This window comes from Streptomyces sp. NPDC004031, from assembly GCF_053604375.1.
Genome location: NZ_JBSGHL010000041.1, coordinates 41,016 through 57,912 on the forward strand (window position 1 = coordinate 41,016; position 16,897 = coordinate 57,912).

17 protein-coding genes and 1 tRNA gene are annotated in these 16,897 nt (G+C 71.1%); 14 read left to right on the top strand and 4 right to left on the bottom strand.

What is annotated here, in order from left to right:
* Nucleotides 1-33 precede the first annotated feature (33 nt).
* Both ACWERV_RS24490 and ACWERV_RS24495 read right to left on the bottom strand, forming a co-directional pair.
* Nucleotides 34-267 (bottom strand): hypothetical protein, encoded by a 234-nt coding sequence (locus ACWERV_RS24490; RefSeq protein WP_452936641.1) that lies wholly within the window; start codon nt 265-267, stop codon nt 34-36.
* Entirely contained in the window at nt 267-575 is a 309-nt protein-coding gene (locus ACWERV_RS24495) for a hypothetical protein (RefSeq protein ID WP_452936643.1), read from the bottom strand. The genes ACWERV_RS24490 and ACWERV_RS24495 overlap by 1 nt, the downstream gene beginning before the upstream one ends.
* Nucleotides 576-1,106: 531 nt before the next feature.
* On the opposite strand from ACWERV_RS24495, the gene ACWERV_RS24500 reads away from it, so the two are divergent.
* Nucleotides 1,107-1,919 carry a DUF6551 family protein gene (locus ACWERV_RS24500; RefSeq protein ID WP_452936646.1) on the top strand — a complete coding sequence of 271 codons (813 nt, stop codon included), beginning with the start codon at nt 1,107-1,109 and terminating at the stop codon, nt 1,917-1,919.
* 945 nt (nt 1,920-2,864) lie between these two features.
* Here ACWERV_RS24500 and ACWERV_RS24505 read toward each other — a convergent pair.
* Nucleotides 2,865-3,602 carry a GntR family transcriptional regulator gene (locus ACWERV_RS24505; RefSeq protein ID WP_452936649.1) on the bottom strand — a complete coding sequence of 246 codons (738 nt, stop codon included), beginning with the start codon at nt 3,600-3,602 and terminating at the stop codon, nt 2,865-2,867.
* Between the two features lie 211 nt (nt 3,603-3,813).
* Between ACWERV_RS24505 and ACWERV_RS24510 the strand changes: the two genes are divergently transcribed.
* From ACWERV_RS24510 to ACWERV_RS24540, 7 genes are all read left to right on the top strand, one after another.
* Entirely contained in the window at nt 3,814-4,170 is a 357-nt protein-coding gene (locus ACWERV_RS24510) for an SCO3933 family regulatory protein (protein ID WP_452936651.1), read from the top strand.
* Nucleotides 4,171-4,376: 206 nt separating this feature from the next.
* Nucleotides 4,377-5,537: an FtsK/SpoIIIE domain-containing protein gene (locus ACWERV_RS24515; RefSeq protein ID WP_452936701.1), complete on the top strand. Its 1,161-nt coding sequence runs from the start codon at nt 4,377-4,379 to the stop codon at nt 5,535-5,537.
* 3 nt (nt 5,538-5,540) lie between these two features.
* On the top strand, nt 5,541-5,735 hold the full coding sequence (locus ACWERV_RS24520; RefSeq protein ID WP_452936653.1) for a hypothetical protein: 195 nt from the start codon (nt 5,541-5,543) through the stop codon (nt 5,733-5,735).
* Between the two features lie 159 nt (nt 5,736-5,894).
* Nucleotides 5,895-6,149, top strand: a complete 255-nt coding sequence (locus ACWERV_RS24525) for a hypothetical protein (protein WP_452936656.1) — start codon at nt 5,895-5,897, stop codon at nt 6,147-6,149.
* On the top strand, nt 6,146-7,486 hold the full coding sequence (locus tag ACWERV_RS24530) for a replication initiator (RefSeq protein WP_452936659.1): 1,341 nt from the start codon (nt 6,146-6,148) through the stop codon (nt 7,484-7,486). The genes ACWERV_RS24525 and ACWERV_RS24530 overlap by 4 nt, the downstream gene beginning before the upstream one ends.
* A complete protein-coding gene (locus tag ACWERV_RS24535; protein ID WP_452936661.1) occupies nt 7,476-7,676 on the top strand; it encodes a helix-turn-helix transcriptional regulator in 201 nt (66 codons plus the stop codon). Before ACWERV_RS24530 ends, ACWERV_RS24535 begins: the two co-directional genes overlap by 11 nt.
* Complete coding sequence (locus ACWERV_RS24540) at nt 7,673-9,067, top strand: tyrosine-type recombinase/integrase (RefSeq protein ID WP_452936664.1); 1,395 nt, start codon at nt 7,673-7,675, stop codon at nt 9,065-9,067. The genes ACWERV_RS24535 and ACWERV_RS24540 overlap by 4 nt, the downstream gene beginning before the upstream one ends.
* Before the next feature lie 252 nt (nt 9,068-9,319).
* On the opposite strand, the gene ACWERV_RS24545 is transcribed toward ACWERV_RS24540, so the two are convergent.
* Nucleotides 9,320-9,391 (bottom strand) — tRNA-Arg (locus ACWERV_RS24545).
* Between the two features lie 181 nt (nt 9,392-9,572).
* Between ACWERV_RS24545 and ACWERV_RS24550 the strand changes: the two genes are divergently transcribed.
* The 6 genes from ACWERV_RS24550 to thrB all read left to right on the top strand — a co-directional run bounded on the left by ACWERV_RS24550 (nt 9,573) and on the right by thrB (nt 16,825).
* Nucleotides 9,573-9,998 carry a response regulator transcription factor gene (locus tag ACWERV_RS24550; RefSeq protein WP_452936667.1) on the top strand — a complete coding sequence of 142 codons (426 nt, stop codon included), beginning with the start codon at nt 9,573-9,575 and terminating at the stop codon, nt 9,996-9,998.
* Between the two features lie 77 nt (nt 9,999-10,075).
* Nucleotides 10,076-11,299 carry an ArgS-related anticodon-binding protein NrtL gene (gene nrtL / locus ACWERV_RS24555; protein WP_452936669.1) on the top strand — a complete coding sequence of 408 codons (1,224 nt, stop codon included), beginning with the start codon at nt 10,076-10,078 and terminating at the stop codon, nt 11,297-11,299.
* A 15-nt stretch (nt 11,300-11,314) separates the two neighbouring features.
* On the top strand, nt 11,315-12,706 hold the full coding sequence (gene lysA, locus ACWERV_RS24560) for a diaminopimelate decarboxylase (RefSeq protein WP_398186475.1): 1,392 nt from the start codon (nt 11,315-11,317) through the stop codon (nt 12,704-12,706).
* 259 nt (nt 12,707-12,965) lie between these two features.
* The gene (locus ACWERV_RS24565) at nt 12,966-14,327 is read left to right on the top strand and encodes a homoserine dehydrogenase (RefSeq protein ID WP_398186472.1); all 1,362 of its coding nucleotides are present in this window, start codon (nt 12,966-12,968) and stop codon (nt 14,325-14,327) included.
* A gap of 6 nt (nt 14,328-14,333) precedes the next feature.
* A complete protein-coding gene (thrC, locus tag ACWERV_RS24570; protein WP_398186469.1) occupies nt 14,334-15,425 on the top strand; it encodes a threonine synthase in 1,092 nt (363 codons plus the stop codon).
* A 476-nt stretch (nt 15,426-15,901) separates the two neighbouring features.
* Complete coding sequence (gene thrB / locus ACWERV_RS24575) at nt 15,902-16,825, top strand: homoserine kinase (protein ID WP_398186466.1); 924 nt, start codon at nt 15,902-15,904, stop codon at nt 16,823-16,825.
* Nucleotides 16,826-16,897 lie beyond the last annotated feature (72 nt).

Genomic DNA, 16,897 nt, shown 5'->3' on the forward strand with positions numbered 1-16,897 from the left:
GGCGGGCACGCGGGGGACCGGCTGTCCAGCGGACTAGAACGGCCTGAACATGTCTTCGGGCCAGCCCTCCGGCAGTTTGTTCGCGAAGACCGCGTAGAGCGGGCCGTACTCGCTCTGGGTCACGAGGAGTTCCCACTGGTCCAAGTCGTGGCGCAGGTAGCGCCGGAGCATGCTCAGGAACTGACGGAACTCCTCGTCCGACAGTCGATCGGTGGCTTCCTTGCTGGGGTCCGTGGCGCGAGCGTATCCGCGCGCCGGCTGGGGCATCAGGGCTCGTCGTCCTCGTACTCCCCGACGGAGGGCGGCGCCCACGTCTGCTGGGCGCGGTCCGCCCGCCATGCCTCCTCCACCTTGGCGCTGGCCGTGGGGTGCTCGCATTCGACGGTGTGAGCGGGTAACACCATGTCGTCGGGCATGGGTTCGAGCCTGCTCATCCGTACCGCGATCATGGCGACGGGGTAGGTCGAGTGGCGGGCGGTCTTCGTCATGATGCGCCACCGGTAGCGCCGGAGTACTTCCTTGGCCCGCGCGGGGGCTGTGGAGAGGTTCACCCACCGGTCGTAGTTGGTGGGCATCGTCCGCACCTCCATGCCGCACTTGGGGCACCCCTCGGGTTCGATCCACTAGACGTCGTCCGGATCTGGCTCGGGGCTCGGCAGGGCGGTGGCGTCGTCGATCTTGGCTAGCTCGATGGCCAACCGGTTCCAGCACCGGTCGCACAGCACGACATCCAGTGATAGGGCCCCCGCCCGCACGCCGCTTAGCCTGGGTCGCGGCACTCCTCGCACACAAGGTCCCGGTTGGCACGCTCTCTCCCCGTGTGTTCGAGTGTGAGCACTTGTAGACGGAGAGTGATAGGGCGAGATCAAGCCCAACTTGCTGCACCCCTGCTACGGGCATTTGTGGTCGACAACTTCCGGGAGGTGGGGATGTGGTGCGGTGGCGGAGGTTACGACCTGCTCGGGCTGCGGACCATGAGGAACGTGCGCTGAGGTGGTCGAATTTGCAAGAGGTCGCAGGTGTGTGATTAAGTACTTCCGCGCTGTATCCCAAAATCCCGGCTTTTGCCGCAACTTCCCCCTAACGCAGCGCTGAAGGGCAGAATTGTGCCTAAGGCTCGATACGCGTTCGATCTCCCGGAGCATCGTGTCGACTACGGCGTCGAGGTTCCGATCAAGGATCTCAATATTGACCCGCAGGCGCAGCGGACGCTTAACGAGAAGCGCGCGCAGAACATCTCGGCGAATCTGGTACGCGAGGCGATCGGTTCAGTAATCCTGTCGAAGCGCCTTGATGGTGACCTCTATATCGTCGATGGACAGCACCGATGGCGTGCCTGTGCACTCGCGGGTATTCCCAGTATTATGGCCGAGGTTCACCACGACCTGAGCCAGGCGCAGGAAGCGATCCTCTTCCTGATCAAGAACCGGGAGTCCCACAAGCCGCGTCCTATCGATGAGTACCATGTTGGTCTCACCGGGGGAGTTCCCCTCTTCGTCGACACGGACAGGGTCTTGGGAAAGCACGGACTCACGCTCGGTTCCACGTCCACGAACGGTGTGGGTGCGGTCTCCGGAGTTCTGCAAATCGTCGACCGTTACGGTGCCTCTGTCTTCGACCGTACGCTCACGGTGGCTGAGGGTGCGTGGGACCGTAACGCCGAGACCTGGGACGGGATGCTCCTTGGGGGCATCGGCATGTTTCTCGGCCGGTTCGGCGATCTCGTCGACGACAGAGAGCTCGCCCGAAAGATCCTGAGCATGGGCACGGCGGCAAAGTGGCGCTCTGAGATTCTCAGCCTGTCATCCCGCGGGGGATTCAACAACAGCGGTACGGGGTCCCGTGTGACGACCGCATATCGCCTCGTCGTGACCGCCTGGAACAGGGGCCGCAAGGCCGAGAACCGCATCGAACCTTAACTCGTCGCGTAGCCGGCGCCTTCCCGGAGGCCGAGAAGGCGATAGTCCACCGGTTTGACCTGAGCGTGCGCTACCTCTTTCTGTGCCCGTTGTGTTCGTGGTGTCACAAAAGGTTGCGTCCCTGCGTAGATGGGCCTGCCTGCTTATTGGCGTACCCATTTCGATCAGGCGTCGAGTCGTCTTTGCGTCTATGTGTAAAGTCGAAGGCTGATGCTTATGTCTTGCCGACCTCACCGCAAAGGTCTGCAGTAGTGTTCTTTCAACATTTCGGTGGTACGTCCGTGGGGACCGTCATCGTTTCGGGTATTGCTTGCGCGATGCTGGCCCTGGCTAGGGTGGTCCGGAACCTTCCGAAGGACTCGATCACCAAGTTTTTCGAGCATCGTACGACCAAGTATGAAATTATCGCTAGAGATACAAAGGGCCGGGTCGCGACGGTGCAGAAGCAGCGGCTCGTGTTTCTTGCCTTCGTGTGCGTGTGCGTCGCCGTCGTCGTGCTTGTTCTCGTGAGCACGTCGGCTGACGAAGCTCATGCTCCAGTAACGCCACCCGCGGCGGCAACTACGAAGGCTCCGCCAGTAGCTTCGTAGGTTAGCGCTCCTGGCAGAGGGTGTCCTGCTTCCTTCCACGAATGGAGTGGGACACCCTGAAGCGTCCCGCACCTTCCCTCTCTCGCATCCCGTCTGCCGTCGGCCCGCACTTTTGTGGAGCGGGCCTGGTCCACCCCGGAGCCTGAGCGCCACCGCCGGAGGCATCGTCTTCACCCCGGCTGTGCAGGATCACCTCATGCCACCGGCCAGCCCATCGCGGGCGCGCGGCGCTGGCCGGGCTGTGCGGGGCGAAGACATGAGCGACGGCGCGGCCGGGCGCTGGACGCACGCCCGGCGGAGCGTCAGCGACGCCGGGAGCTTGATGGAGTAGAGAAAGTTTGGACCGCGGGGCAAATCAGAGGGGGTAGGAGAGTTCCAAATCGTCGCCGGGGAGGTGGAACTCTTCTAGGGCGAGGGGCTTCTCCGCTGGGGTGTGGGTGACGCGGAGGATGGTCAGGAGGGGGACGCCTTCGGGGAGACGGAGGGTCTGGGCCTGGTCGGGGAGGGGCATCCGCGGGCGCAGGTACTCAGTGAAGTGGAGTTCGTGGCCGAGGTCGCTCAGGGCGGTGTAAAGCTGGGGCGCCGGCGGGGGTGCTTCCGTCTCGTACCTGGTGTCGACCAGTACGGAGAACGGCACGTAGGTGCGGTGGAGTTGGCGTAGGCCGGGTGCCGCGGTCTCCAGCGCGTCATAGGTGTAGAGCGGTTCGCCGGGTGGGATACGGAGGAGGTCCGCCAGGGCGAGGGGGGCGTCCGTGCGGGTAGCCACCGGCCCCTCGTGGGCAGTCCAGGTGATGCCGTCCGCCTCCGCGTAGATGCCCTGCGGGGTGCGGCGGACGCCGCGAGGGCGGGTGAGGCTCGGGCGGCTGTGCGGGGAGCGGGCGAAGGTCCCGCGGCCCATGATGACCTCGACCAGTCCCGACGCCCGCAGCTCCGTGAGGCCCTGGCGGACGGTCGGGCGTGTCACGCCGAACTGCTTCGCCAGTGCTTCCTCGGAGGGGAGCGGCTGGCCGGCCGGGTACGTTCCGTCCAGGATGCCGCGCCGCAGGTACTCGGCGATCTGCCGGTACTTGGGCTGCGTGTTCTCCGCTGGCATCTGTCCTCCGGCGTGGCCTCGGCGGTCCGGTACTTGCTTGCGCGCAAGCAACAAGGGCCGCTATTTGCTTGCGCGCAAGTAAGACTCTCGCATCCCAACCCGCTTGACAACCCGTACTACGGGTCGCACTCTGGACTCCCACCCGTACTACGGGTTGTCAATCAGGTCGGCGTCCGCCGATCTGCCCCTGACCGCAGAGGAGTTCAGAGAAGTGGCAAGCCTTCCCATCGACACCGCCAAGTTCACGGCGATCATCTGCGCGGTGCCCCCGGCTCCGCGCGTCGCCAATCGTGAGACCGGTCAGCTCCGGGTGGACCGGGAGACCGGGCGGACGATGTTCCAGGTCGGTCTGTGCTTGATGTCCGGCGGGGCGGCTGACGTGGTGAACGTCAGCGTTGCCGGTGAGCCCAGCGGCGTGCAGCTCGGGGTGCCCGTGCAGGTGCGGGACCTCGTCGCCACGCCGTGGGAGAACGAGGGGCGGCACGGCATCGCCTTCCGGGCGGCGGAGATCCGGCCCCTCAGCGCTCCGGCGGGCTCGGGCACCGCCAGCAAGGGGGCCGCGCAGTGATCTTTTTAGCTTCGCCGTCCGCCGGGCATTCGGCGGGTGGTCTCGTCCTGGTGGCGGCGCTCGCCGTAGTCGCCGCCCTGGTGGTCGGGGGTCCACGGCTCAGCCGCCGGTACCCGGTCGCGTGGTGGCTGCTCGTCGGCTTTCCCGTCGCGTGCGTCCGCGTGAGCCGGACGTGGCGGCCCCTGATGGCCGGTTGCGGCCTCGCCGTGAGTCGCAAAGCCGCGCTCACCGTCGTGTCCGGGCTGGTCGGGAACGGGGCGCCGCCGCCCCAGCCGCGGGTGCCTCGGCGGGGTCCGATGCGTCCGACGCGGGGCGGGTTCTGGTTCGTCTTGCGGCTGCTGCCCGGCCAGCTCCCGGCCGACTTCGCCAAGGCCGCGCCCGCGATGGCGGAGACGTGGCAGGTGCACGGGGTGCGGGCCACGTCGATACGGCCGGGGTACGTGCGGCTGGACGCGTCGGCGGCGGACCCGCTTGCCGCACCGCGCATCACCGACCAGCGGGGGAGTGGGCGTCTCCTGCGGGTCGTAGTCGGCGTACTGGAGACGGGGCGGCACTGGGTGGTGGACCTGCGGGAGATACCGCACTGGCTCATCGTCGGCGCCACGCGCTCCGGCAAGTCGACGCTGATCAACGCCCTCGTGGCCGGGCTCGCGCCCCAACCCGTCGCGCTGGTCGGGATCGACTGCAAGGGCGGCATGGAGCTGTCGCTCTACGGGCCCCGACTGTCGGCGCTGGCGACCAACCGCGCGCAAGCCGTGCGCCTGCTGTCCGCACTGGTCGACCTCACCCTCGACCGCATGAGCGTCTGCCGCGCCGCACGGGTGCGGAACGTCTGGGGGTTGCCGGAGAAGCAGCAGCCCGTGCCCGTCGTCGTCATCGTGGACGAGCTGGCGGAGCTGTTCCTCGTCGCGAGCCGCGCGGAGAAGGACGAGGCGCACGCGGCCGGTACGGCGCTCATCCGGCTGGCTCAGCTCGGCGCCGCCCTCGGGGTCTTCCTCGTCGTCGCAGGCCAACGGGTCGGGTCGGACCTCGGGCCCGGCGTCACGGCCCTGCGCGCCCAGCTCGGCGGCCGGGTCTGCCATCGGGTCGCCGATCCGGGTACGGCGGAGATGGCCCTCGGCGACCTCAACCCCGATGCGCTCAAGGCCGCACAGGCGATACGCCCGGACCAGGCCGGGACGGCCGTGCTCGCCTCGGGCGACGGATGGGAGCGGGCTCGCTCGCACCTGGTGTCGGAGGCGGACGCGGAAGCAACCGCGGCGGAGTACGCCCACCTCGCGCCGGACCTGCCCGCGCTGCGGGAGGCCGTGGGGGAGACGTCCGGCCGTACGACCGTCGTCCTCGAACGCCTCGACGAAGAGGGCTGAGCCGTGCTCGTGTCGATATCGGCTGTCGTCCTGCTCGGCCTCGTGATCTGGTTCCTGCTCCGCATCCGCTACCTGCGGCTGCCCGATGTCCTGATCAGCGGCACCTTCGGCTTCCTGCTCGCCGCGACCGGAGCCGCCCCCGTCGTGAGGCTCGCGCTCGCCGGACTGGGGTCCTTCCTCGGTCAACTGCGCTTCTGACCAACCCCTTTCCATCCAACGGAGGGGACAGCCATGCCCAAATCCCTTACCGCGCCGCAGTGCGCGAACGGCTCCCAGCGGGGCGCGAAGTCGCCAAACCCGACCCCGCCGGGAGCCCACTCCAACCGCCACATGAGCAGTGAAAGGAGCACCCACACTGTGTCCAACGCCCACTCGCCGCGCAAATCCCGCGCGCCCGAATGCGAGTTGCGCGAGCCGGAACGTCCGACCTGCGTCGGCCGTGAACAGGTCGTCCTCGTCGGCTTGGACGGGTTCGAGCGCTGGCTGTGCCCGGCGCACGCCGCCGCGGTCTGGCTGACCGACCCCACGCTGAGGTTCAGCGCCAAGATGCGAATGGAAGCCATCACCGCGGTGATGTGGCAGGCGTTCGGCGGGGGCGGTGGTCGGCGATGACCTCGCTCTCGAAGGACGCTGCCGCGCTCGTCGCCCGTGCTGCTGAGCCCGACTTCGACGCCTGGCGTCGGGCCGTCGTACGGCTCAACGGCTGCACCAACCCGATTCACCTCGCCGGTGAGGGGTCGCTGGTCGACCTGGCCACCGGTGAGGAACTGCACACGTACGGGGGACGGTTGCTGGTCCACTGCGGCAACCGCCGGGCGACTGTCTGCCCGACGTGCGCGCGGACGTACCGGGCCGACACGTACCAGCTCATCCGGGCCGGGCTCGTCGGCGGCAAGTCGGCTCCCCCGTCGGTCGAGGGTCACCCGCGGGTCTTCGTGACGTTGACGGCGCCCGGGTTCGGTGCCGTGCACGGGCGGCGGGAGCGGGACGGGCGGGCGCGCGTGTGCCGGCCTCGCCGCGTGGGGGAGTGCTGCCCGCACGGGGTGCCCCTCGGCTGCCGTGAGCGGCATGCGTTTGGTGACGCCCGGCTCGGTGAACCGTTGTGCCCGCGCTGCTATGACTACGCCGGGGCGGTCGTCTGGCAGGCGTCGGCCGGTCGGCTCTGGCACCGCTTCGTGCAGGAGCTGCGGCGGGAGCTGGCCCGGCGGGCGGGCGTGCCTCGGGCGGCGCTCAGGGAGTCGGTCCGGCTGTCGTACGCGAAGGTCGCGGAGTATCAGCGGCGCGGGCTCGTCCACTTCCACGCGGTGGTGCGACTCGACGGTCCGGAGGGGCCGGAGTCGGCTCCGCCGGGTTGGGCGTCGACCGAACTGCTTGCCGACTCCGTACGGGAGGCGGTGGCTCGGGTTAGGCTGACGGCTCAGGGGCGGGCGGTGATCGGGGCGCGGGTGCTGCGCTTCGGGTCGCAGGTCGACGTGCGGCCGGTCATGGAGTTCGGCGAGGGTGCCGTGACGTCGGCGGCCGTGGCCGGCTACATCGCCAAGTACGCGACGAAGGGTGCGGAGGCGGCCGGGGCGGCTGACGGGCGTATCCGGCACGCTCGGGAGCTGGTGCTGCTGCCGGTGCGGCGGCACGTGCTGCGGATGGCGGGCACGTGCTGGTGGCTCGGAGGTCTGCCGGAGTTCGAGCCGCTGGGGCTGCGGCGGTGGGCGCACATGCTCGGGTACGGCGGGCACTTCTCGACCAAGTCCCGTTTGTACTCGACGACTTTGACGGCGTTACGCCAGGCCCGTACCGATCACCGGGCGGCGGAGCAGCGGGCCTACCTCGGCCTGGAGGACCGGCCCGCGGTCACGGTCGGGCGCTGGCGCTACGCCGGGCGCGGGTACTCGCCGGAAGCGGCTCTCCTTGCCGCCTCGGTACGGCCGGGTGGTGGTTCCGATGGCGCGTGAGCGTACGGGGGAGCTGCTGACCGTGCGGGACGTGCTCGCCGAACTCGGCGGCATCTCCCGGCGCACCTTCTACCGCTGGCGTGAGCTGGGGCTCGCCCCGGCGTGCATCCGGCTGCCGAACGGGGAGCTGCGGGTGCGGCGGTCGGTGCTGAACGCCTGGCTGGACGAGCGGGCGGAGGGCGCAGCATGAAGTCGTACAAGGTCTCCGTCTGGAAGATCAGCGTCAACAAGACGACGAAGAAGCTCACGTACATGGTGCGGTGGGTGGTCGACGGCCAGACGTTCAGCGAGTCGCACAAGACCAACGCGCTCGCCGACCGCTTCCGGGCTAAGCTGCTCCGCGCGCTGGAGAAGGGCGAGCCGTTCGACACGGTGTCGGGGCTTCCGGACTCGCTCCGAGGTGGCCGTGCCGCGCTGTCGTTCTACGAGCTGGCGGTCCGGTACGTCGATCACCGGTGGGTGGATGCCTCGGCGAAGCATCGCGACAGCATGACGGACGCGCTGGCCCTGGTGGTGCCTGTGCTCGTCAAGGCACGCCGGGGGCAGCCTTCGCCGGAGGTGCTGCGGCGGGTGCTCCGGTCGTACGTCCTGCCTCCGCCCCGGCGAGAGCGGGAGCGGCCGGCCGACATCGCGGCGGCCGTGCAGTGGATCGAGAAGGCGTCGCTGCCGGTCGTGGAACTCCAGGACATCACGCGCGTGCATGGGCTGATCGATGCGCTCGGGCGGCGGCTCGACGGCACCCCGGCGGCGACGCAGACCTATCGGCGTCGGCGGGCGGTGACGTTCAACGCGCTGGAGTACGCCGTGGAGACGGAGGTGCTGACGTCCAACCCGCTGACACGCGTACGTCGGCGTCACGGCAAGCGAGCCTTGCAGGAGATCGACCGCCGGGTCGTCGTCAACCCGCGCCAGGTTCGGGAGTTGCTGACGGCGCTCACCTACGTCGGTGCGTACGACCGGGCTTCCGGGCGGCGGCTGGTGGCCTTCTTCGGGTGCCTCTACTACGCGGCGTTGCGGCCGGGCGAGGCGCTGGGCCTGCGGCTCGACGACTGCACCTTGCCGGAGACGGGCTGGGGCCGCATCGAACTCGCCGAGACGCGCCCTTCGGCCGGGAAGACCTGGACGGACTCCGGCGAGGCCCACGATCGGCGCGGGCTCAAGCAGCGGGAGAAGGGCGAGGTGCGCGTCGTGCCGATCCCGCCGCCGCTCGTGCGGCTGCTCCGGGAGCACGTGGAGGTGTTCGGGCTGGCGGACGACGGGCGGCTGTTCCAGAGCGAATACGGCAACGTCGTGGCGGCCTCGTCGTACTCGCGGATCTGGAAGCGTGCCCGCGAACTGGCCCTGCTGCCGGGCCAGGTCACCTCCGTCATGGCGGCTCGGCCTTATGACCTGCGCCACGCCGGGGTCTCCCAGTGGCTCAACTCCGGTGTGCCCGCCCCGGAAGTCGCGGCTCGCGCCGGGCATTCCGTGGACGTGCTCCTCAGGATCTACGCCAAGTGCATTGACGGCCAGGAAGCGGAAATGAACGACCGCATCCTGCGGGGGCTCGGCGAGACCGGTGGGAACGGCGAAGGAGGGTGAACGCGGAAGCTGGTGCGTGACCGAACGACCTGAGGGCTCCGGAGGAATCCGGGGCCCTTGTCGTGCTCGTGGGGCAGGGCTGACCTGCGAGGAGGGGCGTGAAGATCAACACGCTATTACAACGTGATCACTGGCATCGGGCTGCGTTCGGCCGCTCTCGGCTGCGCACGGGCCGCGAAAGCAGAAAGCCCCGCGTTCAGCGTCGTGGCTGGTCGCGAGGCGTTTGTTCAACTATCTCAATCGTCACCTGGGTGCCCCCGGCAGGATTCGAACCTGCGCACACGGCTCCGGAGGCCGTTGCTCTATCCCCTGAGCTACGGGGGCGACGGGAAGAACACTACCAGGGTGGAGGGGGTGGGGCGGACAGGGTTTGTGGGGGGTGGCGTGGGGGTGGGCGGGGTGGGGGGAGGGGTGGGAGGGGGAGAAATGGGCAAAACGCGGACGCATCAGGAGTCGCGCGCCTACGCTTCGGGGTGTGGCGGGAGCGACCGGCCGGGTGCTTGTTGTGGATGACAACAAGGTGATCCGGCAGTTGATCAGGGTCAACCTGGAGCTGGAGGGCTTCGAGGTCGTGACCGCGGCCGATGGTGCCGAGTGCCTGGAGATAGTGCACAGCGTGCGGCCGGACGTCGTGACGCTGGATGTCGTCATGCCGCGGCTGGACGGGGTGCGGACGGCGGCGCGGCTGCGGGCGGACGCGGATCCGTGGACGCGGGGGGTCGGGATCGTCATGGTCAGCGGCGGCACCGCGCCGGAGGGGGTCGGGGGGCCGGGCGGGGCGGACGCCTTTGTCGGCAAGCCCTTCGAGCCCGCCGATCTTGTCGAGACGGTACGGCGGCTTGTCCGGCGGCGGGGTCCGGGTGCCCCTGGGGGGACGGGGGAGGCCGGTGAGCCGCGGGGGCAGGCCGCGGCCACTCCGGGTGGCGGGTGAGCCGTCCGTGGCGGGGGAGGTGACCTGGGGGAAATCCGCTCGGCGTGGGTGGGGGGTTCTCGCCTACGCTGTCCCCCGTGACCCCCGCTGAGCTGTCCTGGACCGTGCTGACCACGGTCCGGCGTGCCGTCGCGGCGGACGAACTGCGGGTGGACGTGCCCGAGAAGGTCGTCGTGCAGCGGCCGCCGCGGCCCGGGTGCGGCGACTACGCCACCAACGTCGCGCTCCAGCTCGCCGGGGCCGCCGGGCGCAGCCCGTACGAGGTCGCCGCCATCCTCGCGCCGCGGCTCGCCCGTGAACCGGGCATCGCCCAGGTCGAGATCGCCGGTGCGGGCTTCCTCAACATCACCCTCAGCGCGCGGGCCTACGCCGATGTCGTACGGCAGGTGCGGGAGCAGGGCGCGGCGGTGTACGGGCACGGGGACGGGCTCGCCGGGCAGCGCGTCACCGTCGTCCCGGACGCCGAGGGCGGGGAGGGCGGGGAGGCGGGCGTGGCTCCGCTGCGGGCCGGGGTCGTCGCGGAGGCCGTCAACGCCCTCCTGCGGGCCGCCGGCGCCGAGCCGGGGCCCCCCGAGCCCCTCCGTGTCACCGAGCCGGGCGGCGACGGTACGGCGCCGGCCCTCCGCGGCACGGGCGCCCCGTCTCCCGTCCCCGGCGGCCAGCAGGAGCCCGCCCCCAACGTCCCCGGCGGCCGCGCCGAGCCCGCCCCCAACGTCCCCCGCAGCCACGCCGAGCCCGCTCCCGGCGTCCCCGGCGGCCAGCAGGAGCCCGCCCCCAACGCCCCCGGCGTCCGCGCCGAGCCCGCCCCCGGCCCCCACCTCGGCCCCGACGCGCTGCGCTGGGCCCTGCTGCGGCCCCCCGCGGAGGACGTGCCGCGGCTCGACGCACGCACCCTGCTCGCCCAGCGCGAAGCGAATCCGCTCTTCCGGGTGCGCTACGCGCACGCCCGTACCCGCGCGCTGCTGCGCAACGCCCAGGACCTGGGCGTACGTATCGAGGACCCGGCGGACGACGACCCGTACCGGCATCCGGCCGAGACGGAGCTGCTCGGGCTCGTCGCCGATTTTCCGCGGGTCGTCGAGACCGCCGCCCGCCGCCGTGCGCCCGATCGGCTCGCCCGGCATCTGGAGCGGCTGGCCGACGCGTATCTGCGCTTCCAGGACGAGTGCCCCGTGCTGCCGAAGGGGGACGAGAAACCCTCGGCCGTCCACGCTGCCCGGACCCGCCTCGCCGACGCGACCGGCATCGTGCTCGCCGACGGCCTGCACCTGCTCGGCATCAGCGCACCCGACCACCTCTGAGAAACCGAGAGACCAGTGAGCCGTTCCGCACACCCCGCCGGGCCCCGCCACGCCGACGTCCTGCCCGAGGGGCACTACACCGCCCCGCCCGCGGACCTGAACCACCTCGAACCGCAGGTGTGGTCCCGCACCGTGACCCGTAACGCCGACGGCGCCGTCGAGGTCGGCGGGCTGGACGTGCGCGATCTCGCCGCCGAGTACGGCACGCCCGCGTACATCCTGGACGAGGCGGACTTCCGGGCCCGCTGCCGCGCCTGGCGGGCCGCCTTCGGGACGGAGGCCGACGTCTTCTACGCCGGGAAGGCCTTCCTGTCCCGCGCCGTCGTGCGCTGGATCGACGAGGAGGGGCTGAACCTCGACGTGTGCTCCGGCGGCGAGCTGGCCGTCGCGCTCGACGCGGGCATGCCCGCCGACCGGATCGCGATGCACGGCAACAACAAGAGCAGCGCCGAGATCGACCGGGCGGTCGCCGCCGGGGTCGGCCGGATCGTCGTGGACTCCTTCCAGGAGATCGTCCGGGTCGCCGCGGCCGCCGAGCGGCACGGGCGGCGGCAGCGCGTACAGATCCGCGTCACGGTCGGCGTCGAGGCGCACACCCACGAGTTCATCGCGACCGCGCACGAGGACCAGAAGTTCGGCCTGCCGCTGGCCGGCGGGCAGGCCGCGGAGGCGGTGCGCCGGGTGCTGAAGCTGGAGAGCCTGGAGCTGGTCGGGCTGCACAGCCACATCGGCTCGCAGATCTTCGACATGTCCGGCTTCGAGGTCGCCGCCCGCCGCGTGGTCGGACTGCTCGCCGAGATCCGCGACGAGCACGGGGTGCAGCTCCCGGAGATCGACCTCGGCGGCGGCCTCGGCATCGCCTACACGCCCGACGACGACCCGGCCGAGCCGCACCAGATCGCCAAGTCGCTCGCCGACATCGTCACCCGCGAGTGCGAGGCGGCCGGGCTGGAGCGCCCGCGGCTGTCGGTCGAGCCGGGCCGCGCGATCGTCGGCCCGACCGCCTTCACGCTGTACGAGGTGGGCACCGTCAAGCCGCTGGAGGCGCTGCGGACGTACGTCAGCGTCGACGGCGGCATGTCGGACAACATCCGTACCGCGCTCTACGACGCCGAGTACAGCGTGGCGCTCGTCTCGCGGCGCAGCGACGCCGCCCCGATGCTCAGCCGGGTCGTCGGCAAGCACTGCGAGAGCGGCGACATCGTCGTGAAGGACGCCTTCCTGCCCGCCGACCTGACGCCCGGCGACCTCGTCGCGGTGCCCGCCACCGGCGCGTACTGCCGCTCGATGGCCAGCAACTACAACCACGCGCTGCGCCCGCCGGTCGTCGCGGTGGCCGACGGGCAGGGGCGGGTGATCGTCCGCCGCGAGACGGAGGAGGACCTGCTGCGCCTCGACGTCGGCTGAGGCACATGGCGGCGGGCGGTCCGATGACAGGATCTGCGGTCCGGGCGCGGCGCGCGGGGCGAAATGCCGGGCGCCCGTCCGCCCCTACCGCAAATCTCACGGTCCGCCGGGACGGTCTCGCATTCCGGACAGGGCGTGGCTTCTCCCTACCGGTGGGTGAGACTGGTGGCCTCCACGCCGTACGGTCCGGGCCCGGACCGGGACCGCGCGGGGGCGACACGGGAAACCACACGGGAAACCGTACGAGAGACGAGGTCGGATGATGCGTACGCGTCCGCTGAAGGTGGCGTTGCTGGGCTGCGGTGTGGTCGGCTCCGAGGTGACGCGCATCATCACGACGCAGACGGCCGACCTCGCCGCCCGCATCGGCGCCCCGATCGAGCTGGCCGGCATCGCCGTGCGCCGCCCCAACCGGGTGCGCGCCGGGGTGCCCGCCGAGCTGCTCACCACGGACGCCACCGCGCTCGTCAAACGCGGCGACATCGACGTCGTCGTCGAGGTCATCGGCGGGATCGAGCCGGTCCGCACGCTCATCACGACCGCCTTCGAGCACGGCGCCTCCGTCGTCTCGGCCAACAAGGCGCTGCTCGCCGCGGACGGCGCGAACCTGCACGCCAAGGCCGCCGAGCACGGTGTGGACCTCTACTACGAGGCCGCCGTCGCCGGTGCCATCCCGCTGATCCGGCCGCTGCGCGAGTCGCTGGCCGGCGACAAGGTCAACCGGGTGCTCGGCATCGTCAACGGCACCACCAACTTCATCCTCGACAAGATGGACAGCACCGGCGCCGGCTACAGCGAGGCGCTGGACGAGGCCACCGCGCTGGGATACGCGGAGGCCGACCCCACCGCCGACGTCGAGGGCTTCGACGCGGCGGCCAAGGCCGCGATCCTGTCCGGGATCGCCTTCCACACCCGGGTCACCATCGACGACGTCCACCGCGAGGGCCTGACCGAGGTCACCGCGGCCGACATCGCCTCGGCGAAGAAGATGGGCTGCACCGTCAAGCTGCTGGCCATCTGCGAGCGCGCCGCCGACGGCCGCTCCGTCACGGCCAGGGTGCACCCGGCGATGATCCCCCTCAGCCACCCCCTGGCGTCCGTCCGCGGCGCCTACAACGCCGTCTTCGTCGAGGCGGAGGCGGCGGGGCAGCTGATGTTCTACGGTCCCGGCGCGGGCGGTGCACCCACCGCCTCCGCCGTACTCGGCGACCTGGTGGCCGCCTGCCGCAACAAACTGGCAGGGACCACGGGAGCCGGCGAGTCCGCGTACACGCAACTGCCGGTGAGCCCGATGGGCGATGTGGTCACCCGTTACCACATCAGCCTTGACGTGGCGGACAAACCGGGCGTCCTCGCACAGGTCGCCACGGTGTTCGCCGAGCACGACGTGTCCATCGACACGGTGCGGCAGCAGGGCAGGAGCCAGAGCGGCGGCGACACCAACGACGGTGCCGCGGCCGAGCAGCAGACCGGTGCGGTACGGCGCGCGGGCGGCGAGGCCTCGCTCGTCGTCGTCACCCACCGCGCACCGGACGCCGCACTGTCGGCGACGGTCGAGAGCCTGCGCAAACTCGACACCGTACGCGGCGTCGCCAGCATCATGCGTGTGGAAGGGGAGTAGCCCGCTATGAACGCAACCATCGACCAGCCCCGAATGTCCGGCACCCACCAGTGGCGCGGCATCATCGAGGAGTACCGCGACCGGCTCCCGGTCACCGCGGACACCCCGGTGGTCACGCTGCTGGAGGGTGGCACCCCGCTCGTCCCGGCCCAGCTGCTGTCGGAGCGCACCGGGTGCGACGTGTACCTCAAGGTCGAGGGCGCGAACCCGACCGGGTCCTTCAAGGACCGCGGCATGACCATGGCCATCACCAAGGCCAAGGAGGACGGCGCCCAGGCCGTCATCTGCGCCTCCACCGGCAACACCTCCGCCTCCGCCGCCGCCTACGCCGTCCGCGCGGGCATGGTGTGCGCGGTGCTCGTGCCGCAGGGCAAGATCGCGCTCGGCAAGATGGGCCAGGCGCTCGTCCACGGCAGCCGCATCCTCCAGGTCGACGGCAACTTCGACGACTGCCTCGACCTCGCCCGCGGCCTGAGCGAGAAGTACCCGGTCGCGCTCGTCAACTCCGTCAACCCGGTACGCATCGAGGGCCAGAAGACCGCGGCCTTCGAGGTCGTCGACGCGCTCGGCGACGCCCCCGACCTGCACCTGCTGCCGGTCGGCAACGCGGGCAACATCACCGCCTACTGGCGCGGCTACAAGGAGTACGCCGCCGACGGCGTCTCCACCCGCACCCCGCGCATGTGGGGCTTCCAGGCGGCCGGCTCCGCCCCGATCGTCAACGGCGCGCCGGTGCGCTCCCCGCAGACGATCGCGACCGCGATCCGGATCGGCAACCCCGCGTCCTGGCAGTACGCGGAGGCCGCGCGCGACGAGTCCGGCGGTCTCATCGAGGCGGTGACGGACCGGCAGATCCTCTCCGCGTACCGCCTGCTGGCGGCGAAGGAGGGCGTCTTCGTCGAGCCCGCCTCGGCCGCGTCGGTCGCGGGCCTGCTCAAGGCGGCGGAGGAGGGCAAGGTCGATCCCGGCCAGCGCATCGTCTGCACGGTCACCGGCAACGGCCTCAAGGACCCCGACTGGGCCGTCGCCGGCGCCCCGGCCCCGCTGACCGTCCCCGTCGACGCGGACGCCGCCGCCCAGAGCCTGGGCCTGGCGTAAGGGGGTTCGCCCCCTGCGTAGGGCGGTGCCCACCAGGGGCGCGGGGAACTGCGCGCGCAACCATCCACCGGCCGGTGGTCCGGAACGGACCGGACTGCCCCTTTCGGTCGGTGACGACGTGCACCACCGTGGTGGGTTGGCCGCGCAGTTCTCCCCCAGGCTCCGCCTGGGAGGTGCCCCCACGCGCCCCTAAAAACGCTCGCCCCGCGGGCGAAACGTGCCGCCCCGCGCAGCAGGGGAAACCCGGTGGGGCGCAGGGGGCGCCCGGGAAGCCACGCCGGCGAGGCGACACGCATCGCGCGCTGTGCGTGCGCCCTATGTCGCAGGAGAACCTTCCTTCGATAAGCTGGGACCCAGCGGCACCGCAGCGTGCCCCGTATCCGGCGGATGCCAACCCCGCATCGCCACTCCCGCCCCGCCGCCCGGCAATGGTGCCGCGCCCGGAGGGCGTACCGCACAAGGAGATTCGTCGAACGATGGCCGGTCCCGCGTTCCGCGCTGCCGCTGTACGAGTGCGCGTCCCCGCGACCAGCGCGAACCTCGGGCCCGGGTTCGACGCCTTCGGGCTGGCCCTCGGGCTCTACGACGACGTCGTGGTGCGGGTCGCGGATTCCGGGCTGCACGTGGACATCGCCGGCGAGGGCGCCGACACGCTCGCGCGCGACGAGAAACACCTGGTCGTCCGCTCGCTGCGGACCGCTTTCGACCTGCTCGGCGGCCAGCCGCGCGGCCTGGAGGTGGTGTGCGCCAACCGCATTCCGCACGGCCGCGGCCTCGGCTCGTCCTCGGCGGCGATCTGCGCGGGCATCATCGCCGCGCGGGCGGTGACGATAGGCGGCGCGTCTGCGCTGGACGACACCGCGCTGCTGGAGCTGGCGACGGAGATCGAGGGGCACCCGGACAACGTCGCGGCGTGTCTGCTCGGCGGTTTCACGCTGGCCTGGAGCGAGGGCGGGGCGGCGCGGGCGATCCGGATGGACCCGGCGCAGTCGCTGGTCCCGGTGGTCTTCGTGCCCGCCGATCCGGTGCTGACGGAGACCGCGCGCGGCCTGCTGCCGCGTACCGTCCCGCATGTGGACGCGGCGGCCAACGCCGGGCGCGCCGCACTGCTCGTGGAGGCGCTGACCAGGCGTCCCGAGCTGCTGCTGCCGGCCACCGAGGACCGGCTGCACCAGGACTACCGCACCCCGGCGATGCCGGAGACGCTGGCGCTGGTGAACCGTCTGCGCGGCGAGGGCGTCCCTGCTGTCGTGTCGGGCGCGGGGCCGACGGTCCTGGCGCTGACCGACGAGGGGGCCGCCGACAAGGTCTCCCGGCACGCGGGCGAGGGATGGGCGGCGCACCGCCTGTCGCTGGACGCTGCCGGGGCGTGTGTACTGCCGCTCGCCGGGGGGCAGTGACACGATTGCCGGGCGTGAGAGGGGGAATGTTTGTTGGATCCGGTAGTGTTAATCTCAAGCCTGCATTCGGAG

What these genes read in the sequence shown, in the direction of transcription:
- ACWERV_RS24530 (WP_452936659.1), top strand. Translation starts at nt 6,146, where the DNA reads ATGACCTCGCTCTCGAAGGACGCTGCCGCGCTCGTCGCCCGTGCTGCT.
- thrC (WP_398186469.1), top strand. Translation starts at nt 14,334, where the DNA reads ATGAACGCAACCATCGACCAGCCCCGAATGTCCGGCACCCACCAGTGG.
- ACWERV_RS24535 (WP_452936661.1), top strand. Translation starts at nt 7,476, where the DNA reads ATGGCGCGTGAGCGTACGGGGGAGCTGCTGACCGTGCGGGACGTGCTC.
- thrB (WP_398186466.1), top strand. Translation starts at nt 15,902, where the DNA reads ATGGCCGGTCCCGCGTTCCGCGCTGCCGCTGTACGAGTGCGCGTCCCC.
- ACWERV_RS24505 (WP_452936649.1), bottom strand. Translation starts at nt 3,602, where the DNA reads ATGCCAGCGGAGAACACGCAGCCCAAGTACCGGCAGATCGCCGAGTAC.
- ACWERV_RS24540 (WP_452936664.1), top strand. Translation starts at nt 7,673, where the DNA reads ATGAAGTCGTACAAGGTCTCCGTCTGGAAGATCAGCGTCAACAAGACG.
- ACWERV_RS24565 (WP_398186472.1), top strand. Translation starts at nt 12,966, where the DNA reads ATGATGCGTACGCGTCCGCTGAAGGTGGCGTTGCTGGGCTGCGGTGTG.
- ACWERV_RS24490 (WP_452936641.1), bottom strand. Translation starts at nt 267, where the DNA reads ATGCCCCAGCCGGCGCGCGGATACGCTCGCGCCACGGACCCCAGCAAG.
- ACWERV_RS24495 (WP_452936643.1), bottom strand. Translation starts at nt 575, where the DNA reads ATGCCCACCAACTACGACCGGTGGGTGAACCTCTCCACAGCCCCCGCG.